General features: G+C 70.8%; 24 protein-coding genes. 17 read left to right on the top strand and 7 right to left on the bottom strand.

Annotated elements, in window-relative coordinates; translation table 11 throughout:
* The first annotated feature begins 83 nt into the window (after window positions 1-83).
* Both HNR40_RS05050 and HNR40_RS05045 read left to right on the top strand, forming a co-directional pair.
* A complete protein-coding gene (locus HNR40_RS05050; RefSeq protein WP_312896184.1) occupies window positions 84-620 on the top strand; it encodes an RNA polymerase sigma factor in 537 nt (178 codons plus the stop codon).
* Window positions 604-1,569 (top strand): hypothetical protein, encoded by a 966-nt coding sequence (locus tag HNR40_RS05045; protein WP_184958696.1) that lies wholly within the window; start codon window positions 604-606, stop codon window positions 1,567-1,569. The genes HNR40_RS05050 and HNR40_RS05045 overlap by 17 nt, the downstream gene beginning before the upstream one ends.
* 4 nt (window positions 1,570-1,573) lie before the next feature.
* Here the strand turns inward: HNR40_RS05045 and HNR40_RS05040 are convergent, their stop codons facing one another.
* Complete coding sequence (locus HNR40_RS05040; RefSeq protein WP_184958695.1) at window positions 1,574-2,395, bottom strand: SDR family oxidoreductase; 822 nt, start codon at window positions 2,393-2,395, stop codon at window positions 1,574-1,576.
* Between the two features lie 86 nt (window positions 2,396-2,481).
* On the opposite strand from HNR40_RS05040, the gene HNR40_RS05035 reads away from it, so the two are divergent.
* A complete protein-coding gene (locus HNR40_RS05035) occupies window positions 2,482-2,958 on the top strand; it encodes a MarR family winged helix-turn-helix transcriptional regulator (RefSeq protein WP_184958693.1) in 477 nt (158 codons plus the stop codon).
* On the opposite strand, the gene HNR40_RS05030 is transcribed toward HNR40_RS05035, so the two are convergent.
* Together HNR40_RS05030 and HNR40_RS05025 are read right to left on the bottom strand one after the other, a co-directional pair.
* Window positions 2,951-6,694: a LamG-like jellyroll fold domain-containing protein gene (locus HNR40_RS05030; protein ID WP_184958692.1), complete on the bottom strand. Its 3,744-nt coding sequence runs from the start codon at window positions 6,692-6,694 to the stop codon at window positions 2,951-2,953. The genes HNR40_RS05035 and HNR40_RS05030 overlap by 8 nt on opposite strands.
* A gap of 119 nt (window positions 6,695-6,813) precedes the next feature.
* Window positions 6,814-7,161: a hypothetical protein gene (locus HNR40_RS05025; protein ID WP_184958690.1), complete on the bottom strand. Its 348-nt coding sequence runs from the start codon at window positions 7,159-7,161 to the stop codon at window positions 6,814-6,816.
* Between the two features lie 165 nt (window positions 7,162-7,326).
* Between HNR40_RS05025 and HNR40_RS05020 the strand changes: the two genes are divergently transcribed.
* Genes HNR40_RS05020 through HNR40_RS04995 form a run of 6 tightly spaced genes read left to right on the top strand, consistent with a single transcriptional unit; the run spans window position 7,327 to window position 13,810 of the window.
* Complete coding sequence (locus HNR40_RS05020; RefSeq protein WP_184958688.1) at window positions 7,327-8,208, top strand: proline dehydrogenase family protein; 882 nt, start codon at window positions 7,327-7,329, stop codon at window positions 8,206-8,208.
* 54 nt (window positions 8,209-8,262) lie between these two features.
* On the top strand, window positions 8,263-9,057 hold the full coding sequence (gene proC / locus HNR40_RS05015; RefSeq protein ID WP_184958687.1) for a pyrroline-5-carboxylate reductase: 795 nt from the start codon (window positions 8,263-8,265) through the stop codon (window positions 9,055-9,057).
* Window positions 9,058-9,111: 54 nt separating this feature from the next.
* Entirely contained in the window at window positions 9,112-10,317 is a 1,206-nt protein-coding gene (locus HNR40_RS05010; RefSeq protein ID WP_184958685.1) for an MFS transporter, read from the top strand.
* A gap of 33 nt (window positions 10,318-10,350) precedes the next feature.
* On the top strand, window positions 10,351-11,700 hold the full coding sequence (locus tag HNR40_RS05005) for an efflux RND transporter periplasmic adaptor subunit (protein ID WP_184958683.1): 1,350 nt from the start codon (window positions 10,351-10,353) through the stop codon (window positions 11,698-11,700).
* A complete protein-coding gene (locus HNR40_RS05000) occupies window positions 11,697-12,629 on the top strand; it encodes an ABC transporter ATP-binding protein (RefSeq protein ID WP_184958681.1) in 933 nt (310 codons plus the stop codon). Before HNR40_RS05005 ends, HNR40_RS05000 begins: the two co-directional genes overlap by 4 nt.
* Window positions 12,626-13,810, top strand: a complete 1,185-nt coding sequence (locus HNR40_RS04995; protein ID WP_184958680.1) for an ABC transporter permease — start codon at window positions 12,626-12,628, stop codon at window positions 13,808-13,810. The genes HNR40_RS05000 and HNR40_RS04995 overlap by 4 nt, the downstream gene beginning before the upstream one ends.
* Window positions 13,811-14,016: 206 nt before the next feature.
* On the opposite strand, the gene HNR40_RS04990 is transcribed toward HNR40_RS04995, so the two are convergent.
* The 4 genes from HNR40_RS04990 to HNR40_RS04975 all read right to left on the bottom strand — a co-directional run bounded on the left by HNR40_RS04990 (window position 14,017) and on the right by HNR40_RS04975 (window position 17,527).
* On the bottom strand, window positions 14,017-14,778 hold the full coding sequence (locus HNR40_RS04990; protein WP_184958679.1) for an ABC transporter permease: 762 nt from the start codon (window positions 14,776-14,778) through the stop codon (window positions 14,017-14,019).
* Window positions 14,775-15,665: an ABC transporter ATP-binding protein gene (locus HNR40_RS04985; protein WP_184958677.1), complete on the bottom strand. Its 891-nt coding sequence runs from the start codon at window positions 15,663-15,665 to the stop codon at window positions 14,775-14,777. The genes HNR40_RS04990 and HNR40_RS04985 overlap by 4 nt, the downstream gene beginning before the upstream one ends.
* 81 nt (window positions 15,666-15,746) lie before the next feature.
* Window positions 15,747-16,400 (bottom strand): response regulator, encoded by a 654-nt coding sequence (locus HNR40_RS04980; RefSeq protein ID WP_184958675.1) that lies wholly within the window; start codon window positions 16,398-16,400, stop codon window positions 15,747-15,749.
* Window positions 16,397-17,527: a sensor histidine kinase gene (locus HNR40_RS04975; protein ID WP_184958673.1), complete on the bottom strand. Its 1,131-nt coding sequence runs from the start codon at window positions 17,525-17,527 to the stop codon at window positions 16,397-16,399. The genes HNR40_RS04980 and HNR40_RS04975 overlap by 4 nt, the downstream gene beginning before the upstream one ends.
* 92 nt (window positions 17,528-17,619) lie before the next feature.
* Between HNR40_RS04975 and HNR40_RS04970 the strand changes: the two genes are divergently transcribed.
* From HNR40_RS04970 to HNR40_RS04935, 8 genes are all read left to right on the top strand, one after another.
* On the top strand, window positions 17,620-18,783 hold the full coding sequence (locus tag HNR40_RS04970) for an acetoin utilization protein AcuC (protein ID WP_184958671.1): 1,164 nt from the start codon (window positions 17,620-17,622) through the stop codon (window positions 18,781-18,783).
* A 7-nt stretch (window positions 18,784-18,790) separates the two neighbouring features.
* A complete protein-coding gene (locus HNR40_RS04965; protein ID WP_312896183.1) occupies window positions 18,791-19,573 on the top strand; it encodes a phosphatase in 783 nt (260 codons plus the stop codon).
* Between the two features lie 312 nt (window positions 19,574-19,885).
* Window positions 19,886-20,089: a helix-turn-helix domain-containing protein gene (locus HNR40_RS04960; RefSeq protein ID WP_026214222.1), complete on the top strand. Its 204-nt coding sequence runs from the start codon at window positions 19,886-19,888 to the stop codon at window positions 20,087-20,089.
* Window positions 20,090-20,273: 184 nt separating this feature from the next.
* Window positions 20,274-20,372: a 30S ribosomal protein bS22 gene (locus tag HNR40_RS04955; RefSeq protein WP_018654693.1), complete on the top strand. Its 99-nt coding sequence runs from the start codon at window positions 20,274-20,276 to the stop codon at window positions 20,370-20,372.
* A gap of 22 nt (window positions 20,373-20,394) precedes the next feature.
* Window positions 20,395-21,396, top strand: coding sequence for an NAD-dependent epimerase/dehydratase family protein (locus HNR40_RS04950; RefSeq protein WP_184958668.1), 1,002 nt, complete (start codon window positions 20,395-20,397; stop codon window positions 21,394-21,396).
* Window positions 21,393-22,226 (top strand): lysophospholipid acyltransferase family protein, encoded by an 834-nt coding sequence (locus tag HNR40_RS04945; protein ID WP_184958666.1) that lies wholly within the window; start codon window positions 21,393-21,395, stop codon window positions 22,224-22,226. The genes HNR40_RS04950 and HNR40_RS04945 overlap by 4 nt, the downstream gene beginning before the upstream one ends.
* Window positions 22,227-22,289: 63 nt before the next feature.
* The gene (locus tag HNR40_RS04940) at window positions 22,290-23,084 is read left to right on the top strand and encodes an SDR family NAD(P)-dependent oxidoreductase (RefSeq protein ID WP_184958664.1); all 795 of its coding nucleotides are present in this window, start codon (window positions 22,290-22,292) and stop codon (window positions 23,082-23,084) included.
* A 58-nt stretch (window positions 23,085-23,142) separates the two neighbouring features.
* Window positions 23,143-23,724, top strand: a complete 582-nt coding sequence (locus HNR40_RS04935; protein WP_184958662.1) for an RNA polymerase sigma factor — start codon at window positions 23,143-23,145, stop codon at window positions 23,722-23,724.

The raw sequence follows: 23,724 nt of genomic DNA, 5'->3' as shown, positions 1-23,724 counted from the left end.
TTGTCAAACGAGTTGAGCCTACCCGACTCAACCCGAATGAGCGTGAAAGCATTCCGCGGCATCGGGCAAGAACGGGTGTGATCGTGCACAACACGCGTAACGGGGCAGATCGGCTGGGGGTTCCACCCGATCTCTTCGCCCGATACTTCGGCGAGATCCACCGCTACATCGCCCGCCGCCTGACCGAGGACGTCGCCGACGATCTGGCCGCGGACGTCTTCGTGGCGGCGCTGCGCGGCGGCTACGACCCGGCGGCCGGCGAGGTCAGGCCCTGGCTGTACGGCATCGCCACCAACCTGGTCGCGCGGCACCGCCGTACCGAGAGCAGGAGGTGGAAGGCGCTGGCCCGCGCGGCCGAGCGCGACTGGGACGACCGGGAGGACGCCCTCCTCGACCGGATCGACGCCGCGCGCTACACCGGGCCGCTCGCGGGGGCACTGGCCGGGCTGAAGCGGCGCGACCGCGACGTGGTGCTGCTGGTCGCGCTGGCCGGGCTGAGCCACGCCGAGGTGGCCGCGGCGCTGGACATCCCCTACGGAACCGTCGCGTCCCGGCTCAACCGGGCGCGCAAGCAGCTGCGTGAGGCGCTCAAGGAGGAGTTCGGTGGAGTCGATGGATGAGCTTGAGTTGCTCGCGCGTGCCCTGCCCGACGCCCGGCCGCCGTCGGACGAGGTCGTGGCGAGAGGTCGCGCCAAGGTCGCGGCCGCGCGGACCCGGCCGCGGGCGGGCCGGCTCGCGTCGCGAGGGAGCTGGGTGCGGAGGAGCTGGCTTTGGGCGGGGCTGGCGACGGCGGCGGTCGTGGCGGTGGTCGTCGCGCTGGCCGCGAACCTCGCGTTGGCGCCCGCGCCGGTGCTGGCCCCGCAGCCCTCTCCGAAGCCGGGGCCGAACCAGGCCATGCTCGACCTCGCCGCGCGCATCGAGAAGCTGCATGAGCCACCACGACGGTACTGGCGGACATCCCGGATGTTCAGCAACAAGACGCTGAACGAGCAATGGGTGCCGCGGTCGGCCGGTGATCAGACCGTGTTGTGGCGGATGGGCGGCGGCAAGTGCGTGTGGAGCTTCAGCCGCGACCAGGGTGGCAAGTACGGTGACGCGAGCGTCGCGGACTTCACCATGGCCGATCTCGCGGCGCTGCCGGCGGAGACCGAGGCTCTGGAGCGGAAGCTCCGGGAGTACCACCGGATCTGGAACGAGCGGGGTTTCCGCGACTCCTTCGCGGAGTTCGCCCCCGTGCTCGGCAACATGTTGTACATGCCGATCAGTCCCCAGGTGCGGGCGGGGGTGCTGCGCGTGCTGGCCGGGCAGCCCGGCACCAGCGTGCACGGCACCGCGATCGATCCGCTCGGCCGCGAGGGCCTGGTCGTGGACCTGGGCAGGGAGGGCGGGACCGTCAACGACGTGCCGGTCCGCTACCGCCTCTTCATCAACCTCCAGAACGGCGCCTGGCAGGCCAGGGTCGCCTACGCCGTCAAGGGCGGCAGGATCGTCTCGTACGACGCGACCACCGTGAGCGGCTGGACGGACGTCCTTCCGCGGATACCGAAGAGCTGTCCGCGCAAGGGTTGAGCCGTCAGCGCACGAAGTCGGCGGTGTGGGTGCGGGCCCAGGTTTCGAAGGGGCGGGCGGGGTGGCCGGTCAGGTCTTCGACGGCCGTGGTCAGGGAGGCGGGCACGCCGTCGCACGACTGCCACCAGTCGAGCAGCGCGTCGGCGTAGGCGCCCCGGACGTACTGGGACACCTCGGCCTTCCACTCCTCGCGGGTGACGTGCTTGACGGCGATCTCCCGGCCGAGCGCGCGTCCCAGGATCTCCAACTGCTCGGTGAAGGTGATCGACTGGGGTCCGGTCAGCGTGTACGCGCGGCCGCCCAGCCCGGGATCGGCCAGCACCGCCGCGGCGCAGGCGGCCACGTCGTGCTCGTGGATCGCGTCGCTGTGCGCGCCGGGGTACGGCAGGCTGACCGGCTCGCCGGACTTGATGGCCCACGACCATGCCGTCGCGTTGCCGGCGAACGCTCCGGGGCGCAGCAGCGTGGCCGGGATCGGGGAGCGGAGCAGCGCGTTCTCGGCGTCGAGGTGGGAGACGGCCAGGGGGTTGGCGGTGGGGTCGTCGGCGAGCACCGAGGAGGAGGAGAGCAGCACGATGTGCCGCACGCCCGCCTTGGCGGCCTCGGCGGCGAAGGCGTCGGCGTGGGCCGGCTCGGCGTAGAGGAAGACGGAGCTCACGCCGTCGAGCGCGGCGGGAAAGGTGTCCGGGTCGGTGAGGTCGCAGCGGACGGTCCGGGCGCTGTCGGGCGCGCTGGAGGCCGCGCGGACCGGCAGGCCGCGTTCGCGCAGCATCGGGATGAGGGCGCGGGCGACGGCGCCGCGGCTTCCGGTGACGAGGGTGGTCATGCTGGGGTGTCCCTTCAGGACGATAGGATGAGTGCGTGGCGCAAACATTGCGCCACGCACGTAATTTAGCCGAGTGGAGGCGCACGGTGTCAAACCGCGCGGAGTTGTTCGACGTCCTCGTCGCCGAGAGCCAGCGGCACTACGCGGCGTACGTGCTGTTCAACCAGGCGCTGGCCGACAGCCTCGGCATTCACCCCACCGACCTGCAGTGCGTCGTGCTGCTCGACCTGGAGCCCGGTCCGGTGACCACGGGCCGGGTCGCGACGCTCACCGGGCTGACGCATGGGTCGGCGACCCGGCTGGTCGACCGGCTGGAGAAGGCAGGCCTCGTCGTACGGCAGGCCGACGAGCATGACCGCAGGCGCACGCTCGTCGCGCTGGCACCCGCGGCCAGGGAACGGATCGGAGCCGCCTGGACCGAGCCGGGCACCGACTTCGGCCAGGCGCTCACCGGCTACTCCGAGAGCGAGCTGGAAGTGATCGTCGACTACCTGCGCCGCACCGGTGAGGTGGGGCGCAGGCAGGCCGAGCGGCTGGCGGCCGGCAAGCGGGCCGTCAGGTGATGGGGGTGTTCATGTCGGTGGTGAGCTGGGCGGGGGTCAGCGCCCTGTTGTAGATCCGCACCTCGTCGATGAGGCCGTTGAAGTGCTCGCCCCAGACGGCGTTGCCGCCGATGCGCAGCACGCCGTTGTCGGTCCGGATGTTTCCTGACGCGGTGACGGAGCTCACCTCCGTCCCGTTGACGAACAGCTTCAGGTTGGCGCCGTCGTAGGTGGCCGCGACGTGGGTCCAGGTGTTCAGGGGCAGGGAGGCGGGGCCGTAGAGGCCGCGTTCGGAGGTGGTGTGGATGGTGCTGTGGGCGCGGTCGTTGAGGTCGAGGGTGTACGCGAGGTCGTTGCCGAACTGCTTCATCACGATCGTGCGCCAGCCGGTGCCGACCACCGGCCTGACCCACGCCTCCACGGTCATGCCGCCGGTCAGGCGCAGGCCCGGGGAGTCGGCGACCGTCACCCAGCTGCCGGTGCCGTTGAACGACAGGGCGTTGCCGTACTTGCCGGTGGTGGTCCAGGAGGTGGCGGTGGAGGCGCCGTTGTTGCCGCTGCCCGAGGAGTCGGCGACGGTGACGCCGGTGCCCTCGTTCATGGCGTACGCGGCCACCAGGCCCTGGCCGGTCGGCGGCGCGGTCACGGCCGCGCTCACCTCGCCGGACGAGGCGCTGGTGTTGGGTACGGCGTCGAAGGCGCGCACCCGGTAGTAGTACGTGCCCGCGGCCAGGCCCGAGTCGGTGAACGACGTGGACGGCGTGGAGCCGACCTGGTTCGCCCCGGACGGGGTGAAGTTCGGCGTCGCCGAGCGGTGGATCGTGTAGCCGTCCACGCCCACGTTGTCCGTGGAGGCGGTCCACGACAGGGAGGCGAAGCCGGCGCCGCCGGTGGCCGCAGGGGAGCCGGGCGCGCTCGGGGCCTCGGTGTCGGGCGGTTGCGGGGTGCCGATCGGAGTGTTCATGTCGGCGACGAGCTGGGCCGGGGTCAGCGCCCTGTTGTAGATGCGGACCTCGTCGATGAGGCCGTTGAAGTACTCGCCCCAGACGGCGTTGCCGCCGATGCGCAGCACGCCGCCATCAGTCCTGATATTTCCTGACGCGGCCACCGATCCGGCCTCGGCGCCGTTGACGTACAGCCTGAGCGTGGTGCCGTCGTAGGTGGCCGCGACGTGGGTCCAGGTGTTCAGCGGCAGGGAGCCGGTGCCGTAGAGCCCGCGTTCGGAGGTGGTGTGGATGGTGCTGTGGGCGCGGTCGTTGAGGTCGAGCGAGTACGCCAGGTCGTTGCCGAACTGCTTCATCACGATCGTGCGCCAGCCGGTCGTGGTGGTCGGCCGGATCCATGCCTCCACGGTCATGGCGTTGGTCAGGCGCAGGCTCGGGGAGTCGGCGACGGTGACCCAGCCCGAGGCGAACGACAGGGCCTTGCCGTACTTGCCGGTCTGGGCCCAGGTGGTCCCGGTCGTGGTCCCGTTGTTGCCCGAGGGCGAGGCGTCGCCGACGGCCGTGCCCGTGCCCTCGTTCATCGAGTACGCCGCCACGAGGCCCGGCTGGCCCGTCACGGTCTGGTAGGTCGCGGTGTAGGTGGCCGCGCTCGCCGGGGCGGTGATGTTGTGGGCCGCGGCGCCGCCGTCCGACCAGGAGACGAAGCCCTGGTCGCCCTGGGGAGAGGGCGCGGACAGGCCGACGCTCGAACCGACGATCACCGTCCGGGTGAACGGCGCGACCGTCTGTTCGGCGTTGAAGCCGAGCAGCAGGCCGGGCGGGTTCGTCTGGAAGGTCAGGTTCACCGTCTTGGGCTGCAGCAGCACGCTCTTGGTGTCGGTCAGGCCGTGCGCGTCGGTGACGGTGAGCTTGAGCTCCAGGTGTGACGGGTACTCGTGGTCGGGCGCCTGGAAGGAGCCGGAAGCGCCGGTGAACGTGGTGATCTCGTGCTCGTGGCAGCCGCCGGGGCAGTGGTGCATGATCAGCGACCAGTGCATGCGGGAGCCGGGGATGGTGCCGTCCTGGGCGTCGGTGCCGGTGCCGGAGAACCCGATCGACTCGCCCACCGCCCAGGTCGTCGCGGCGGTCGGGGTGGTGATCGCCGCGGTGGGCGCCGTGTTGCTGACGTTGATCGTCACCGTGGCGTCGCCCTGGCCGCCCCTGCCGTCGCTGACGCGCAGCCGTACCGTGTGGGAGCCCGGCTGGGTGTAGGTGCGCGAGGGGGTGGCGGAGGTGGAGTCGTCGAGCTCGCCGTCGCCGTCGAGGTCCCAGGCGTAGGTGAGCGGGTCGCCGTCGGGGTCGGAGGAGCCGGTGCCGGAGAAGTTGACGGCCAGCGGGGCCTCTCCCGAGGTCGCACTCGCCGTGATCGCGGCCGTCGGCGGGTTGTTGTCGTACAGGTAGCGCACGACCGTGCCGGCGTTGTAGTCCACCGCGAACAGGTCGCCGTTCGGCCCGGTCTCCAGCTCGACCGAGCCGACCCCGGAGTCGAACGTCGTGATCGTCGCGGGGTCGGGCAGCCCGTTGGCGCCCTTCGTCATCACCCACACGCACGAGCGGCTGTAGTCGGAGAAGAACAGCGCGCCGTCATACGCCGGCGGGTACGGCCCGCCCGGGTAGAACGCCACCCCGCTGGCCGAGGAGTTGCCGCTGGGGCAGGGGTCGTTGGGCGCCGGCCGGGTGCTGTGGTTCCAGCCGAAGTACGGTGCGGCGTGCGCGGACGGGCCGGCCGCGTAGTAGTTCTCGCACAGGGTCAGGTTGAGCGCGTCGTAGCCGCCCTGCCGGTTGGCGCCTTCGTAGCAGGGCCAGCCGAAGTTCGTCACGCCCGAGGTCGGGGAGGCGACGCGGTTGATCTCCTCCCACGTGGTCCAGCCGACCTCGCCCAGCCACATCTCCGGGGTGCCCGGCCGGTTGGTCAGCCGGAACGGGTTGCGCAGGCCATTGGCGACGATCCTGGCGGTGTTCTGGTCGGCGCTGCCGGCGTTCGGGTTGCCCGCCGCGGCGGCGCCGGTATCGGGGTTGACGCGGATCATCGTGCCGTCGAGGCCGCTCGGGTCGCCGCTGGTGCGCACGTCCTGGGCGCGCAGCGCGCCGCCCTCGGCCGACGGGGGCGACAGGGCGGTGCCGACCGAGTTCGGCGGGTCGCCGCAGGGGTTGTCCGGGGTGATGTCGGAGCTGGGCTGGTTGTCCTGGCCGTAGTCGGCGAAGTTGAAGCTGGCGCCGTCGCCGCCGGTCGCGTAGAGCATGCCGTCGGGGCCGAACTGCAGGTCGCCGGTGGAGTGGCTGGGGTGCTGCTGGCACCAGTCGGTGATCAGCGGCGTCTCCGCGCCGGCCGGCGAGATGACCGAGAGGCGGCCGGTGATCAGGCAGCCGTCACCGGTGGGTCCCGGCGGGCTGGGGCAGGGGTCGTCGGTGGCGCCGGCCGTACCCCATCGTGGAGCGTTCCCGCCGGGGACGGCGTCGCGGGCGTACAGGACGTACAGGCGCGGGTCGGCGGGGAAGTTCGGGTGGAGCGCCATCCCGAGCAGGCCGCGGTCCCAGAAGTTGTGCACCTGGGTGCGCAGGTCCGCGTAGACGGTGGGAGTGGTGTCGGTGAGAGAGTCGAAGACCTTGATGATCCCGCTCTTCTCGGCCACGAACACGCGGCCGTCGGCGGCGAACTCGATGTTCGACGGGCGCGTCAGGCCGCTGAAGACGACCTGTTTCTGGAACTGGGCCGGCAGGGCCTGCGCGGGTGGCGCGACCAACGCGACGATGCCGGCGGCGAGTAAGAGCACGGACGTGAGCGCACGTAAGAGCCGTGTCAAGACAAACCCCCCAGTGACCGTTTGTCTTGATCTATGCAATAAATCGCTTGGAAGTCACTGGGGATGTCCTCATCTGGACATGTCGTGAATTATCGGAGCTTGGCGCCGTCGACGATCTTCCGCTTGCCCAGCGGCGCCTTGAGCTTGACGGTCGTCGTCTTCTGGATGGCGATCATGATGCAGGCGACGTCCTTGGCCTTCCTCGGCGTGCCCTCGTACAGCGTGATCGTGACCTTGCCCCGCGTCTCCTTCACCTTCACCCGGGCGAGCACCGTGCACGGAGCCACGCCCGACTCCCAGGTGAGCCTGACCTTGCGGCCCTTGTCGAACGACTTGGCCTTGGCGAAGGGAACCTTCCTCGTGTTGATCGTGTCGGCGACCGGCTTGACCGGCTCCGGGCCCTTGGCCGGGGCCTGTTCCACGGGCGCCGAACTCACCGGGGCGGCCTTCGTGCCGCCGGGGGCTGCCGTCTGGGGCGGCGCAGCCGTACCGCAACTCGTTACCAGAACCAGGCATCCAGCCAGGAGGATTGTCCGCATAACCTTTCGACGGATCCCGCGTCGTACAGGTTCAGCGGTGGCGCTGAAGTTAAGGTGAGGGACGTGCTTCGTCAGGCCCTCATCGCCGTCTCCAAGAGCGAACGCGCCGAGCGCGTCGTCGCCTCCTCGCCGCTGACCAGGGATCTGGTCCGGCGCTTCGTCGCCGACGACATCGGCGCCGTCGTCACCGAGCTGACCGACCGGCGGCTGCTGGTCACCGTCGACCATCTCGGGGAGGAGGTGCGCGACCGGGCGCAGGCCGACGGCGCCGTGCGCGCCTACCTTGCCGTGCTCGACCGGCTGCCGCCCGGCGCCGACGTCTCGGTCAAGCTCACCGCGCTCGGCCTGCGCCTGTCCGAGCAGCTCGCGCTCGACAACGCCGCGACCATCTGCGACGCGGTGGCGGGCCGGGGCATCACGCTCACGCTCGACGCCGAGGAGCACGACACCATCGCCGGGCTGGAGTCGGTCCACGCCACGCTGCGCAAGGAACATCCCGGCGTCGGCATCGTCGTCCAGGCGTACCTGCTCGACGCCGCCGAGCGCTGCGCCCGCCTCGACGGCGCGCGTGTACGCCTGTGCAAGGGCGCCTACACCGCCCCCGGCGCGTACACCTCCGCGCGGGAGATCGACCGCTCGTTCGTGCGCTGCCTCAAGATCCTCATGGCCGGGAGCGGCTACCCGATGGTCGCCACGCACGACCCCCGGCTCATCGAGATCGCCTCCGCCCTCGCCGTGCTCAACGGCCGCGACGCGACCGCCTTCGAGTTCCAGATGCTGTACGGCGTGCGTCCCGCCGAGCAGGAGCGGCTGGCCGGAGTCGGCGCCCAGGTCCGCGTGTACGTGCCCTACGGCTCCGACTGGTACCCGTACCTGATGCGCCGCCTGGCCGAACGGCCCGCGAACCTCGCCTTCTTCGCCCGTTCCCTGCTCTCCAGAAGCTAGCTGCGGCCCGCCCGGTAGGCTGCGGCCAGCGTCTACACCAGCGAGGGACCTGACATGATCGCGATTCTGGGCACGGGCAAGATGGGCGAGGCCCTGCTGTCGGGGCTGCTGCGTGCCGGGTTCAAGCCGGGCGACATCGTGGCCACCGCGCGCCGGTCGGAGCGTTCCCAGGCGTTGCGCGAGACCTACGGCGTGCAGACGGTCGCCAACCCCGAGGCGGCCAAGATGGCCGACACCATCATCCTGGCCGTCAAGCCGCAGGACATGGCGGCCCTCCTGGCGGAGATCGCCCCCTACGTCGCGGCCGACCGCCTGGTCATCTCGGCCGCCGCGGGGATCACGACCTCCTTCGTCGAGGAGCGGCTGGACGTGGACGTGCCGGTGGTCCGGGTCATGTCCAACACGCCGATCCGCTTCGACGAGGCCATGAGCGTCATCTCGGCCGGCGCCCACGCGGGCGAGGAGCACCTGCGCCGCACCGAGGACCTGCTCAAGCCCGTCGGCAAGGTCCTGCGCATCCCCGAGTCGCAGCAGGACGCCGCCACCGCCCTGTCCGGCAGCGGGCCCGCGTACTTCTTCTACCTGGTCGAGGCCATGGTAGACGCCGGCATCCTGCTCGGCATGCCCAGGGCGGCCGCCCTCGACATGGTCACCCAGTCGATCGTCGGCGCCGCCATCATGTTGCGCGACTCCGGCGAGCACCCGGTCATCCTGCGCGAGGCCGTCACCAGCCCCGGCGGCACCACGATCGCGGCGATCGCCGAACTGGAGCGCCACAGCGTGCGCGCCGCCTTCCTGGCCGCCATCGAGGCCGCCCGCGACCGGGGCCGCGAACTCGCCTCAGGCTGAGCGCCCACCCCCCACTAACAGGAAACTTTCCTGTGTGGGGCAGGATGGGCGGCCATGTGGACCCGGGACTTCCGTCTCTTCTTCGTGGCCAGGACGGTCTCCATGGCCGGATTCGCCATGATGCCCGTGGCCACCGCCCTGGGCATGCGCCAGGCGGGCCACGGGGCCACCGGCGTGGGCCTGGCGCTGGCCGCCACCTCGGCGCCGATGGTCGCGCTGATCCTGTTCGGCGGCGTCCTGATGGACCGTTTCACACCCCGCCGGATGATGATCGGCGCCGACGTCGCCCGGGTCGCCACCCAGGCCACCACCGCGGTCCTGTTCATGACCGGCAAGCCCGCCCTGTGGCAGATCCTGGTCCTGTCCGCGGTCAACGGCGTCGCCACCGCCATGTACAGCCCCGGCGTCGCCGGAACCATCCCCAGGATCACCGCCGACATCCAGAAGGCCAACGCCTCGCTCCGCGTCTCCGAGTCGATCATGATGCTGGCCGGGCCCGGCCTGGCCGGCGCGCTGGTCGGGCTGGCCGGCGTCGGCACCGTGTTCGTGCTGGACGCCGCCGGGTTCGCCGTCAGCGCCGTCTGCCTGCTGCTCATGCGGGTCCGGGTGCCCCGTGTCGAAGCCGCCCGGCCGATGCTCCACCAGCTCAGGGAGGGCTGGCAGGAGTTCCGCTCGCGCACCTGGATGTGGAGCGTCATCCTGATGTGGATGATCTTCGGCATCACCCTGTTCGGGCCGCTCATCCCGCTCGGCTCCGAGCTCATCACCGGCGCGCACGGCGAGACCGCCTACGGCCTGGTCCTGTCCGCGGGCGGCGCCGGCACCATCGTCGGCGGCCTGGTCGCCATGCGGGTGCGCCCCGCCCGCCCGCTGGCCGCCGGCGCGACGGGCATGCTGCTGTTCGCCCTCGAACCGCTCACCATCGCCCTCGGCGCCCCGCTCCCCGTGATGATGGCCGGACACCTGCTCGGCGGCGCCGCGTGGGGCTTCTGGTCGGTCATGTGGGCCACCAGCATCCAGACCAACATCCCCGGCGACGCGCTCAACCGGGTCAGCGCCTACGAGATCGGCGGCTCCGTCATGGCCATGCCCATCGGCAACGCCGTCGCCGGGCCGGTGGCCGGCTTCGTGGGGGCGGAGAGCGTGCTCGGGTTCTCGGCCGCGATCGCGGTGTCGGGGTGTCTGGCGCTGCTGGCCGTACCGGCTGTCCGGGGGGTACGGCAGGCAGCTCCCCGACCGGTCGAGGCGGACGCCGTGTGAGGGGCGCGTGACCCTCTCTTTACGATGGGCCGGGTGACGATCCGTCGCGGATTACCCCCGCTGCTCGTCCTTCTCGCTCTGACCGGCTGTTCGGCTGACGCGCCGCCCGCCGTACAGCTCGCGGAAGTCAAACGCGCGCCCGTCACCGAGGTCGTCGAGGCCCCGGCCACGATCGGCGCGCGCGCCACCGCCACCCTGCGCTCGCCCGCGCAGGGCACCGTCGCCAAGCTGTACGTCAGCGACGGCGACCACGTGAAGAAGGGCCAGATCCTGGCCAAGATCCGCTCCCCGCAGGCCGAGGACCAGCTCAAGCAGGCCAAGAAGGCCGCCAAGCCGGCCCGCACGCCGTCGATCGGGATGCCGCGGATCCAGCTCGCCGCGTTCGACACCTCCGCGCTCGACCGCAAGGTCGGCGCGCACTTCACCAAGGCCGCCCGCGAGGCCAGGAAGATCGACGACCCGCGGGCGCGCAAGCAGGTGATCGCCGCCGTGGACCTGGCGCGCACCCAGTACCGGGCCCAGTCGAAGGCGCTGGCCGGCATCACCGCGCAGCTCGGACGGAGCATCTCCCAGGTGCTCGCGCAGACCGCCGGCGGCCTCAGCGCGTCGATGTCCTCGCTGCAGGCGGCCTCGCTGACCCAGGCCAGGGTCGCGGTCAAGGCCGCCGAGGGGACCGTCAAGGCACTCACGATCAAGGCCCCGTTCGCGGGCGTCGTCACGCTGGGCCGCGCCTCGGGAGAGAGCGGCGCCGCCACCCCCGGCCTGAGCGATCTGCTCAGCCAGCTGCCCGGCGGCGGGCAACCACTCCCGAACCTGCCCTCCAACGGCGCCGGGACCGCCGTCGCCACCGGCGTCCCCGTCTCGTCCGGCGACTCGATCATCACCGTCACCGACATCTCCAAGCTCACGATCTCCGCCGACATCGACGAGACCGACATCCTCCTCGTGAAGGAGGACGCCGAGGCCGAGGTCGAACTCGACGCCGTCCCCGGCGCCACCTACACCGCCGGGGTCGCCGGGATCGGCGTCACGCCCATGCAGTCCAGCACCGGCGGCGTCAGCTACCCCGTACGCCTCAGCCTGGGCGCCGGAACCTTCGACGACGGCACCAAGGCGCCCGCCCCCAAACCGGGCATGAGCGCCGTGGCCCGCCTCATCGTCCGCGAGTCGCCCGAGGCCGTCTCGGTGCCCGCCTCGGCGATCGTCAGCAGCGGGCGCGAGAGCGTCGTGTGGGCCGCCGCCGGCGGTGTGGCGCAGCGGCGCGTGGTCAAGCTCGGGGCCCAGGGCGAGGCCGTGGTCGAGGTACTGAGCGGGCTGTCGGTGGGCGAGCGCGTGGTGGTGAAGGGCGCTGATTCCGTACGGCAGGGCCAGCAACTGCCATGACGGACCCGGCGTTGGAGGCCATCGACCTCACGCGGCGCTACCAGCTCGAAGGCGTGTCCGTCGAGGCGCTGCGCGGCGTCACGCTCCGGATCGACCAGGGAGAGTTCGCCGCCATCATCGGCCCGTCGGGCTCCGGCAAGTCGACGCTCATGCACCTGCTCGGCTGCCTCGACCGGCCCTCGTCCGGCCAGCTCCGCGTGAACGGCGTGGAGATGTCCGGCCTGTCCGACACCGAGCTGGCCGAGCTGCGCAACCGGACCATCGGCTTCGTCTTCCAGTCGTTCCATCTGCTGGCCAGGACATCGGCGTTGGAGAACGTGGCGCTGCCGCTGGTCTACCGGGGCATGGGCAAGGCGGAGCGGCGCGAACGCGCACGGGCCGCGCTGGAGGCCGTCGGCCTGGCCCACCGGCTCGACCACCGCCCGTCCCAGATGTCCGGCGGCGAACAGCAGCGGGTCGCCATCGCCAGAGCTTTGGTAGGCGAGCCCACGGTATTGCTGGCCGACGAGCCCACCGGCAACCTCGACACCCGCAACGGGGCCGAAGTCATGGCCATGCTCGACCGCCTGAACTCCGACAGCGGAGTCGCCATCGTCCTCGTCACCCACGAACCCGAAATCGCCGCCCACGCCCGCCGCCAGATCCACGTCCGAGACGGCCTCATAGAACTGGACACCTCCACCCCCTCCCCAGCCCCCCACCCCGAGACCAACCCGCATCCCAAGAGCGCCCACCCCAAGCCCACCACCCACCCCGAGCGCGCCCACTCCGAGGGCGGCGATGCTGAGAGCGGCCGCCCTGAGGGTGACCACCCTGAGCGCGATCGCCCCGAGGTTGACCACTCCGAGCGCGACCATTCCGAGAGAGGTGCATCTTTCGGGACCGGGGGTTCTGAAACCGGGGACCGTTCGAGGGAGGAGGGGCGGTGAGGGCGCGTGAGGCGTTCGGGATGGCGTTGGAGGCGCTGCGGGTCAACCGGATGCGCAGCCTGCTGACCATGCTCGGCGTGATCATCGGTGTGCTCTCGGTCGTGATCCTCGTCTCCGTGGGCACCGGCGCGAAGGACACCGTCGAGCGGGAGATCTCCGGCCTGGGCAGCAACATCATCCTGATCGTCCCCGGCCGCCTGAACGTAGGCGCCGCCCCCACCCAGAGCCGGTTGGACCTGACCGACGTGGCATACGTACGCCGCGTGGTGGGCGATCCGGGCAAGGTGACCGTGTCGCTGCAGTCCGGCGAGACGGTGCGCGTGGGCAGGGCAGAGGTGTTCTCCACCATCGTCGGCACCGACGAGAACCTGCCCAAGATCTTCGCCCGCCCCCTGGACAAAGGCCGCTACCTCAGCGAAACCGACGTCGACACCCGCCGCCGCGTCACGGTCCTGGGCTCAGAGGTGGCGAACAAGCTCTTCGGCGACATCGACCCGATCGGCCGCCAGGTCTCGATCTCCGGCGCCCGCTTCCGCGTGGTAGGCGTGTACGCCCAGCTCGGCTCCGCCTTCGGAGTGGCCAGAGACCAGGAAATCCACATGCCGGTCACCACCGCGCAACGCCTGCTCGGCATCCCCCGCATCAACGGCATGGCGGTCGGCGCCAGCGGCCCCGACGAGATCGAGCCGCTGCAGCAGAAGGTCGTGGACGCGCTGGTGGACCGCTACCCGGGAGAGCACTTCTCGGCGGTGACCCAGACCCAGCTCCTGGGCACCATCGGCACGGTGATCAGCATGCTCACCGGAGTGCTGGCGGCCATCGCCGGCATCTCACTCCTGGTGGGCGGGGTGGGCGTGTCCAACATCATGCTGGTGAGCGTCCGCGAACGTACCCGAGAAATCGGCCTCCGCAAGGCACTGGGCGCCCGGCAGGGCGACATCCTGCGCCAGTTCCTGATCGAAGCGGTCCTCCTGACCACGATAGGCGGCCTGATCGGCATAGCCCTGGGCGTGGGCGGCGCCCTGGCCATAGCCACCTTCACCCCCGTCCCCGCCTCCATAACGTGGTGGTCGGTGGCACTGGCCTTCGGCGTCTCGGCCGCGGTAGGCGTCTTCTTCGGCGTCGCCCCGGCCCGCCGAGCCGGCAAACTCGACCCCGTAGTAGCCCTGCGCGCCGAGTAACCCACCCACACACCCCACCGCCCCGAGACGGCCGCCCACCCCTGTCCCCGCCGCTCACCCACAGCTGTCGCCCCACTGCCCTCACGCCCCGGCTGCTCCGCTCGCCCTGCTTGCGCGGGCTACACGCGTGGGTTGGTCCGCCCGCTCATGGGTGTGGGACCGCTGCCCTCACGCCGCGCTCGCGCTGTCCGGCCGGGGGGTGGGCGCTAGGCGTCGCGGCGGCGGAGGAGGGCGGTGCCGGCCAGCAGGATGACGGCCACCCAGATCAGGTACACCGCGAAGCCGGTCCATGGGGCCAGTCCGGCGGCTCGGGGTTCGACCATGGTGAGCTGGAGGCCGGCGTTGGAGGTGAAGTGCTGGGTGACGATCTCCCCGACCCTTCCCGGCAGCAGGCTGGTGAGCTGGGGCAGGACCAGGGTGAGCGTGATGACCGCGACGATGGCGCCGGGGGTGTGGCGGATCAGGGAGCCCAGGGCCAGGCCGAACAGGCCGCTGGCCGCCAAGTACAGGCCGGCGCCGGTTACCGCTCGCAGCACTTCCGGGGCGGTGATCGAGGTGTGAAGGTCCTTGATGGACAGCACGCCCTGGCTGACGAAGAAGGCGGCGTAGGCGGTCACCAGCCCCACGACCAGTGCGGCGATGGTGAAGACGACGGCTTTGCCGTACAGGAAAGTCAGGCGTTGCGGTACGGCCTGCAGCGACGTCCTGATCATCCCGGTGCGGTATTCGCCGGAGATGACCAGCACCCCCAAGGTAGCCATCGCGATCGCGCCGAACGGCAGCGCGACCAGCGCGATCATCACCGCCTGCGCCGCGGAGCCGGTGGCGCCGGCCGAGGCGTTGGACACGGCGCCCCAGGCGATGAGCGCGCCGAGGCCGACCATCATCAGGAAGGCCGCGACCAGCGTCCAGACCGTGGAGCGCAGCGAGCGCAGCTTGGTCCATTCGGAGCGCATCACGTCGATCATGAGGTGTATTCCAGGCTGTCCTTGGTCAGCTCCATGTAGGCCGCCTCCAGCGTGGGCTGGACGAAGGTGAGCTCTTCGAGCGGCAGTCCGGCGCGGGCGGTGAGCGTGCCGATCTCCAGGGGCTGCATGCCGGTCACCCGCAGGTGGTCGTGGTGGAGTTCGCCCACCTGGAGCAGCTGGGCGACCTCGGCCAGGCGCGGCGAGCGTACCTTGACGAAGCCCTGGGAGCTGCTGCCGATGAAGTCGGCCACGCTGGTGTCGGCGATCAGCTCGCCCTTGCCGATCACGATGAGGTGGTCGGCCGTCTGGGCCATCTCGCTCATCAGGTGGCTGGAGACGAAGACCGTGCGGCCTTCCGCGGCCAGTTTGCGCATGAAGGTACGGATCCACAGGATGCCGTCCGGGTCGAGCCCGTTGACCGGTTCGTCGAACAGCAGGATCTCCGGGTCGCCGAGCAGCGCGGCGGCGATGCCGAGCCGCTGGGACATGCCCAGCGAGAACCCGCCGATCCGCCGCTTGGCCACCTGGCTGAGCCCGACGCTCTCCAGGACCTGCTCGACCCGCGAGGCGGGCAGGCCGTTGCTCTGGGCGATGGCCAGCAGGTGGTTGCGCGCGCTGCGCCCGCCGTGCACGGCCTTGGCGTCGAGGAGCGCGCCGATCTTGCGGAGCGGGTGCTTGAGCTGTTGGTACGGCACGCCGTCCACCACCACGGAGCCCCCGCTGGGATGGTCGAGCCCGAGGATCATGCGCATCGTGGTCGATTTGCCGGCCCCGTTCGGACCGAGGAAGCCGGTCACCTGGCCGGGCTCCACGGTGAACGACAGGCCGGAGACCGCGGTGGTCTGCCCATAACGTTTGGTCAGGCCCGTGGCCTTGATGGAGGTCATGGATTCAAGGGTGCCGGGGAGATCGGCGGGGGGCGTCCTGCCGGAGGACCGTTCGTCTCGGCGTGAGGTAGGAGCCTGGTCCTACTCCCCGGGGCTGACCAGGCCCGCTTCGTAGGCGAGGATGACGGCCTGCGCCCGGTCGCGTACCCCCGTCTTGCCGAACAGGCTCGTCACATGGTTCTTGATCGTGGACGGCGAGACGTTCAGCCGGTCGGCGATCTCGGTGTTGGAGCGGCCCTTGGCGATGAGCACGAGCACCTCGCGTTCGCGGTCGGTCAGCTCGGGCAGCGCGGCGGGCGCCGGGCGGGGACGGGAGGCGCGGACGAACGTGCCGATCAGCCGGGTGAGCAGCCGGGGCGCGACGGCGGACTCGCCGCGGTGGACGACGCGCACGCCTTCGACGAGCTCTTCGGGCGAGATGTCCTTGGGCAGGAAGCCGCCGGCGCCGGCGCGGAGGGCGGCCACGACGTTCTCGTCGAGGTCGAAGGTGCTGAGCGCGAGCACCCGCGTCCCGGGGAGCTCGGCGGAGATCAGCCCGGTGGCTGTCACGCCGTCCATGACGGGCATGTGCAGGTCCATGAGCACGACGTCGGGCTTGAGCTCGCGGCTCCACGCGAGCGCCTCCTGGCCGTCGGCCGCCTCGGCGACGACCTCGATGTCGGGCTGTGCGTTCAGCATGAGCTTGAAGCCCGTGCGCACGAGCGCCTGGTCGTCGACCAGCAACACCCTGATCATGCGTTCTCCAGCGGCAGCAGCGCGTACACCCGGAACCCGCCTCGCCCGCGGGGCCCCGTCTCCAGACGACCGCCACACAGTGCCACACGTTCGGCCATACCGCCCAGTCCGAACCCGGATCCGGCGCCCGCGGTCCTGACCGGCGAGCCGTCGTCGAGCACCTCCACCTCGACGGCCCGGCTGAGGTAGGCGACCCGGACGCCGGCCCGCGCGCCGGGGGCGTGCTTGCGGGAGTTGGTGAGCGCCTCCTGGACGACCCGGTAGACCGCGTGGTCGACGGCGGTGGGCAGCGTCACCGGCTCGCCGTCCACCCGCAGCGAGGCGTTGCCCGACTGTTTGACCAGCTCGGGCAGGCCGGCGGCGCCCACGCCTGTGGCGGCGTCCGGGCCGTCGGTGGTGTCGGCGCGCAGGACCTGCAGCAGCTGGCGCATCTCCGACAGCGCCTGGCGGGCGCTGTGTTCGGCTGCCTCCAGGGCCTCGCGGGCCGGGGTCGGCTCGGGCGGCAGCACGGTGCGCGCGCCGCCGACGAGCGCGTTGATCACGCTCAGGTGGTGGGCGACGACGTCGTGGAGCTCGCGGGCGATACGGCGCCGCTCGCCGTGGATCGCCTCGTCGCGCATCTCCCGCTGCCTGCGCTCCTTCAGCTCGCGGCGCAGCCGTACGAACTGGCCGAGGCCCAAGCCGAGGAACGGGCCGGCGAAGCCGGTGATGACCGGCGCGACGGCGGAGCCTGGCTCGGCGGGGTTGTACTGGGTGAGCAGGCCGGTGACCGCGTAGGCCGTGCTCGCGGCCAGCCCGGTGAGCAGCACGCTCCGGCCGGCGCGATGGCGGCCCACGGAGTAGAGCGCGATCAGCGACGCGATCCCGAGAAGGACGTCGGAGGCGATGAGGATCGGGACGGCGGCGTCCAGCCCGATCACGATCGCGGCCACGGTGAGGGGGTGGCGCCGCCGCCAGATCAGCGGCAGGGAGCTGACCAGCAGCAGCATCGGCGCGACCCGGTCGACCTGCGGGATCGAGTACGCCACCCCCAGCGCGAACAGGCTGCCGACCACGAGCGGGGAGACCAGCGCGATGTCCCGCACCCAGGGGTTGCGCGCGAAGCGGACCAGCCGGGGGAAGCGCATGCCGCGGAGGATACCTCGCGATTTCCAGATCATGACGATGGGCGGTGGCGTGCGCCTGCGGTAACGTCGGCGAAAGGCTAGGAGGGAGACTCATGTCTGGTGCGGCGAGGGTGATCTGGGACGATGCCCTGACCTCCTACGACTTCGGCCCTGATCATCCGCTCGCGCCCGTCAGGGTCGAGCTGACGATGGCGCTCGCCCGCGACCTCGGCGTGCTGGAGCGGGTCGAGCTCGCTGGCTGCGCCCCGGCCACCGACGACGAGCTGGCGCTGGTGCACAAACGCGGCTACATCGAGGCGGTCAAGCGCGTCTCGGTCGCGGGCGAGCCCGACGTGTCCGCCGGGCTGGGCACCTCGGACAATCCGGCCTTCGCGGGCGTGCACGAGGCCTCCGCGCTGATCGCCGGCGCGACCCTGGCCGCCGCCCGCGCGGTCTTCGACGGTACGGCGGAGCACGCCGTCAACGTCGCCGGCGGCCTGCACCACGCCATGGCGGCCACGGCCAGCGGCTTCTGCGTCTACAACGACCCGGCCGTGGCGATCGCCTGGCTGCTGTCCAAGGGCGTATCGAAGATCGCCTACGTCGATGTTGACGTGCATCACGGCGACGGCGTGCAGGCGATGTTCTACGACGACCCGAGGGTCCTGACGATCAGCCTGCACGAGAGCCCCCGCACCTTGTTCCCCGGCACGGGCTGGCCGGAGGAGACCGGCGCCGAGGGCAGCGCGGTGAACGTGGCGCTGCCGGCCGGCTGCGGCGACGCCGGGTGGCTGCGCGCCTTCGACGCCGTGGTGCCGCCGCTGCTGCGCGAGTTCCGCCCGGAGATCCTGGTGACCCAGCACGGCTGCGACAGCCACGCCCTGGACCCGCTGGCCAACCTGATGCTCAGCCTGGACGGCCAGCGCACGGCGTACGCGGCCCTGCACCGGCTGGCGCACGAGACGGCGGGCGGCAAGTGGATCGCGACCGGCGGCGGCGGCTACGAACTGGTCCAGGTGGTGCCCAGGGCCTGGACGCACCTGATGGCCGAGGCGTCGGGCAGCCCGGTCGACCCGGCCACCAAAACCCCCGAGTCCTGGCAGCGTTTCGTCCGCGAGCGCACCGGTGAGACACCCCCGTTGACCATGACGGACGGCCGAAACCCGGAATTTCGTGACCTTTCCGGTGGTTATGATCCTGCGGATCCCATCGACCGTGCGATCATGGCGACGCGTAACGCGGTGTTCCCTCTGCACGGCATCGACCCGCTGCCCTAGGAGAGCTGTGCAGACCCGCGACGAACTCCGCGAGCACCTGGTTCGCACGCGCATCGCCGGTGACGTCGCGACCCCTCGTGAGAACAACCTCGACCACTACAGTTCGCTGGCCAACCGGGACCCGCACTACACGCTGGGCCTGACCGTCGCGCAGCCGTGGTCCTACCGCGACATCCTGGGGCTCATGGCCAAGTCGGCGGGCGTGGTGGCCGACGTCAAGCACCGGTTCGGGCAGGACACCATCGATCCGGAGCGGACGATCGACGCCCTGGACGCCATGGCCGACCGGATCGCCGCCGCGCTGGCCAAGCCGTCGCCCCGGCTGCTGTTCGCCACGGGGCATCCGACGGGGCTGCTGGCCGTACACCTGCCGCTGGCGCGGTTCGCGGTCGAGCGCGGCGCGCGGCTGCTGACGCCCGCCGAGGGCTGGACCTACTGGGGTCAGGGCTTCGGCCGCAAGCGCAAGATCCGCTACCTGCAGGACGTCGCGATGCTCGACGACCGCGGCGGGTTCGTGCACAGCCACGACCCGGCGCCGATGGTCGCGATGATCGCGGAGATGGGCGAGGAGCGCCCCGACCTCGTCGTCGCCGACCACGGATGGGCCGGCGCGGCGGGAGAGGCGGGCATCCCGACCGTGGGCTTCGCCGACAGCAACGACCCCGCGCTGTTCGTGGGCGAGGCCGAGGGCAAGATCGACGTGGTCGTCCCGCTCGATGACAACGTGCTTCCGCGCTATTACACACCGTTGACGGACCATCTGGTCACACGGGTCTCACGAGCCCTTTGAGTCGAATTCGGTCATCCCCATACCGTCTTTTCGCGCCTGCATTCCAAGAGGCTCGTCGTCCCTTTGCCAACTTTTGATGGGCCTGGGGCGACTCTTATGTGTACGAAGTTGGACAGTTCCAACGTCCTGGCGAGGTGCTCTGCCCGGCTGCTGGCCAGCGAGTTTGCTGGTTCGGCTGACAGATGGCTCCGCGAACTGAGAAAATAGGGGGTTTGCGCACTCGGAGTCCCGACTTACGCTGACGGCAGTAGACGTGCGTGAGCAATGGCACCAGTGGGGATAACCCGGAAACACGTGCGGAAGAGGCGTCCGATGGGTGCAGGCGAAAGACCTCTCAGCGAGGTGAAGTTCCTGACGGTGGCAGAAGTGGCCACGGTCATGCGAGTGTCCAAGATGACGGTGTACCGGCTGGTGCACTCGGGCGAACTGCCGGCCATTCGCGTCGGCCGCTCGTTCAGGGTGCCTGAGCAGGCGGTACACGACTATCTGCGAGAGGCCTACATCGAGGCCGGATGAGAGTTGGAGTAGCGGCGCGTTCGTACTCACGCCGTGAATACACGCCGTGGGACATGGCCCGGTCGCACGAACGCGGCCGGGCTCCCACCCCCGAGGGGCGATCTACCACCGATCGCCGGTAGTCTGTGAGCCGGCGTGCGCTCGCACGTCGATTCAGACTTGCTATCAGTTAACTGGGGGTCCCGTGGGCTCTGTGATCAAGAAGCGCCGCAAGCGGATGGCCAAGAAGAAGCACCGCAAGCTGCTCAAGAAGACGCGCATCCAGCGGCGTAACAAGAAGTAGTAGACGCAGCTGTGAGGCGCTGATGACCCGCACCGTGCTCGTCACCGGGGTCTCGCGCCACATCGGCGCCCGGGTGGCGAGCGTCCTGGCGACCGACCCGGACATCAGCCGCGTCATCGGAGTCGACACCGTTCCGCCCTCGTCGCCACCGCTGCCCTCGCTGACGCGAGACGGCGGCGGCTCCCTCGGCCGGACGGAGTTCGTCCGGGTGGATCTGCGCAGCCCCGACATCGCCCAGGTGATCGCGGCCGCGGACATCGACACCGTTGTGCACATGAGCCTGGTCAGCGCTCCTTCGCGGAGCACGGGCCGGGCACTGATGAAAGAGCACAACGTCATCGGCACCATGCAACTGCTCGGTGCCTGCCAGCGGTCGGCGACCGTGCGCCGCGTGGTGGTCCGTTCCACCACCGCGGTCTACGGCTCGTCGCCCAAGGATCCGGCGGTGTTCGACGAGGACGTGGAGCCGCACGACGGCCCCGGCCACGGCTATGCCAAGGACGCGGCCGAGGTCGAGGGCTACGTGCGCGGGTTCGCCCGCCGGCGTCCCGACGTGACCGTCTCCATGCTGCGTTTCGCCAATTTCATGGGTCCCGGCGTCGACTCGCCGGTAACCCGCTATTTCGCCCAGCCGGTTCTGCCGACGGTGTTCGGCTTCGACCCTCGGCTGCAGTTCATCCATGAGGACGACGCGGTCGAGGTGCTGCGGCGGATGGCCACAGAAGACCACCCCGGCACGTACAACGTGGCCGGGGCAGGCGTGCTTCTGCTCTCACAGTGCGTACGCCGCGCCGGCCGGTTCTCGCTGCCGCTGCCCTCACCCGCCTTCCGCGTGCTGGGCGAGATGGCCAGGAGCGCCGGGCTGGTCGAGTTCTCACCCGAGCAACTCCGGCTGATGAGCCACGGCAGGGCCGTCGACCCCGCCAAGCTCGCCGCCGAGCTCGGCTGGAAGCCGAAGTTCACCACCGCGGCGGCCTTCGACGACTTCCTCCACTCCCGCGGGCTTGGAGCCGTGCTGACATGAGCGAGCCCGATCGGGCGGCCGAGATCCTGGCCTTCCTGCGCCGGCGTCTCAACGGCGAATACGAGGTCGACGAGTTCGGCTACGACCCCGAGCTGACCGACAAGGTCCTGCTCGAACTCCTGCGGCCGATCTACCACCACTGGTTCCGGGTGGAGACCGTCGGCGTCAAGAACGTCCCCGAGGACGGCGGCGCCCTCGTCGTGGCCAACCACTCCGGCACGCTGCCCGTCGACGCGCTCATGACCCAGGTCGCGCTGCACGACGAGGCCGGGCGGGCGCTGCGGCTGCTCGGCGCCGACCTCGTCTACCAGCTCCCGGTGCTCGGCCACCTGTCGCGCAAGTCCGGCCACACGCTGGCCTGCCGCGAGGACGCCGACCGGATGCTGCGCAAGGGCGAGCTGGTCGGGGTCTTCCCCGAGGGCTACAAGGGGCTCGGCAAGCCGTACGCCGACCGTTACAAGCTCCAGCGCTTCGGCCGGGGCGGCTTCGTCGCCTCCGCGATCCGGGCCGGGGTGCCGATCGTGCCCACCGCGATCGTGGGCGCCGAGGAGATCTATCCCAAGCTCGGCGACATGAAGACGCTGGCCAGGGCGCTCGGCCTGCCGTACCTGCCGATCACCCCGCTCTTCCCGTGGCTGGGGCCGCTGGGGCTGCTGCCGCTGCCGTCCAAGTGGATGATCGGGTTCGGCGAGCCCATCCGCACCGACGAGTACGAGCCGGGCGCGGCCGACGACCCGATGCTCGTGTTCAACCTCACCGACCACGTGCGCGAGGTCATCCAGCAGATGCTCAACGAGCTGCGGCTGAGAAGAGGCCACGCCTTCGTCTGAGAAGGCTGCAACCGATCCTGCCCGGCGGGTGTTCACGAGGCGTAATCCAAGAAAGGAACCCTCGTGGACCTGCAGCTTTCCGGCCGTGTGGCCGTTGTCACCGGCGCTTCCAAGGGCATCGGCCTGGCCGTCGCCCGCACCCTCGCCGAGGAGGGCGCCCACGTCGTGGCGGCCTCGCGCACCCGCACCTCCGAGCTTCCGCCCGAGGTCGTGCACGTGCCCGTTGACCTGATGGATCCGCAGGCGCCCGCGCACGTGATCGCCACCGCCGCCGAGCGGTTCGGCGGGCTCGACATCCTGGTCAACAACGCCGGAGGGCCGCCGCCCGGCGTGACCCTGCCGCGCTTCGGCTTCCTCACGCCCGGGGACGACGACTGGCGGGCGATGTTCGAGTTCAACCTCTACTCGGCGGTGCGGGCGATGCGCGCGGCCGTACCTCTGATGCTGGAGCGCGGCGGCGGCTCGATCGTCAACGTCTCCTCGGGCGGCGCGCGGCAGCCCGCGCCGATGAACGTCGACTACAACGCCGCCAAGGCGGCGCTGAACTCGGTGGGCAAGGCCCTGTCCGAGGAGTACGGCCAGCGGGGCATCCGGGTCAACACCGTCTCGCCCGGCCCGACCCTGACCGCCTGGTGGACCAAGGAGGGCGGCGCGGCCGAGGTGCTGGCCGGGGTGACCGGCGGCGACACCGCGACCGTCATCGAGCGGACCGCGCCTGAGATGATGCGGCTGGCCACCGGACGCCTGGTGGAGCCGCAGGAGATCGCCGACGCCGTCGCGCTGCTGGTCTCGCCGCGCTCCGCGAGCACGACCGGCGCCGACTTCGTGATCGACGGAGGCTTCCTCAAGGAGCTGTGAACCTGATGGGCGGGTTGCGGCAAGACATCCCTGACTGATTCCCCACAGAAGGGCGGAGATGATCACGCAACCCGCCACCAGGGCCGCTGACGCAGAGCTCGTCAGCGCGTCCTGGACCGATCCGGAGGCGTTCGCCGAGCTGTTCGACCGCTACTCCGGCATGCTCTACAGGTACGTCGTGAAGCGGCTGGGCCCCGAGCCCGCCGAGGACCTGGTGGGCGAGACGTTTCTGGTGGCCTTCTCCCGCCGGAGGAGCTACGACACGGGCTACTCCGACGCCCGGCCCTGGCTGTTCGGAATCCTGACCAAGCTCATCTCCCGCCACCACCGCAGTGAGGCGGCCCGCTACCGCGCGATGCGGCGCGCGCCGCTCGACGGCGACGTGGAGTCCCCGGCCGACCGCGTGGCGGCCGGGGTCAGCGCGCAGGCCGCCAGGCCCGAGCTGGCCGCGGCCCTGGCCAAACTGCCGGCGAAGGACCGCGACGTCCTTCTGCTCATCGCGTGGGGCGATCTGACCTACGACGAGGTCGCACGGGCGCTCGACATCCCGATCGGCACCGTGCGCTCCCGCCTCAACCGGGGCAGGCGGAAGGTACGCGCGGCCCTGGGCGACACCAACCCGATGATCGAGGAGGAGTGA

The sequence above is a fragment of the Nonomuraea endophytica genome, from assembly GCF_014203235.1.
Taxonomy (GTDB): domain Bacteria; phylum Actinomycetota; class Actinomycetes; order Streptosporangiales; family Streptosporangiaceae; genus Nonomuraea; species Nonomuraea endophytica.
This window is presented reverse-complemented; position numbering and strand designations above follow the sequence as displayed.

Bases quoted from the DNA above. Each gene is read 5' to 3' on its own strand.
- HNR40_RS05040 (WP_184958695.1), bottom strand. From the start codon at position 2,395: ATGACCACCCTCGTCACCGGAAGCCGCGGCGCCGTCGCCCGCGCCCTC.
- proC (WP_184958687.1), top strand. From the start codon at position 8,263: ATGATCGCGATTCTGGGCACGGGCAAGATGGGCGAGGCCCTGCTGTCG.
- HNR40_RS05010 (WP_184958685.1), top strand. From the start codon at position 9,112: ATGTGGACCCGGGACTTCCGTCTCTTCTTCGTGGCCAGGACGGTCTCC.
- HNR40_RS05000 (WP_184958681.1), top strand. From the start codon at position 11,697: ATGACGGACCCGGCGTTGGAGGCCATCGACCTCACGCGGCGCTACCAG.
- HNR40_RS04990 (WP_184958679.1), bottom strand. From the start codon at position 14,778: ATGATCGACGTGATGCGCTCCGAATGGACCAAGCTGCGCTCGCTGCGC.
- HNR40_RS04985 (WP_184958677.1), bottom strand. From the start codon at position 15,665: ATGACCTCCATCAAGGCCACGGGCCTGACCAAACGTTATGGGCAGACC.
- HNR40_RS04980 (WP_184958675.1), bottom strand. From the start codon at position 16,400: ATGATCAGGGTGTTGCTGGTCGACGACCAGGCGCTCGTGCGCACGGGC.
- HNR40_RS04975 (WP_184958673.1), bottom strand. From the start codon at position 17,527: ATGCGCTTCCCCCGGCTGGTCCGCTTCGCGCGCAACCCCTGGGTGCGG.
- HNR40_RS04970 (WP_184958671.1), top strand. From the start codon at position 17,620: ATGTCTGGTGCGGCGAGGGTGATCTGGGACGATGCCCTGACCTCCTAC.
- HNR40_RS04960 (WP_026214222.1), top strand. From the start codon at position 19,886: ATGGGTGCAGGCGAAAGACCTCTCAGCGAGGTGAAGTTCCTGACGGTG.
- HNR40_RS04950 (WP_184958668.1), top strand. From the start codon at position 20,395: ATGACCCGCACCGTGCTCGTCACCGGGGTCTCGCGCCACATCGGCGCC.
- HNR40_RS04945 (WP_184958666.1), top strand. From the start codon at position 21,393: ATGAGCGAGCCCGATCGGGCGGCCGAGATCCTGGCCTTCCTGCGCCGG.
- HNR40_RS04935 (WP_184958662.1), top strand. From the start codon at position 23,143: ATGATCACGCAACCCGCCACCAGGGCCGCTGACGCAGAGCTCGTCAGC.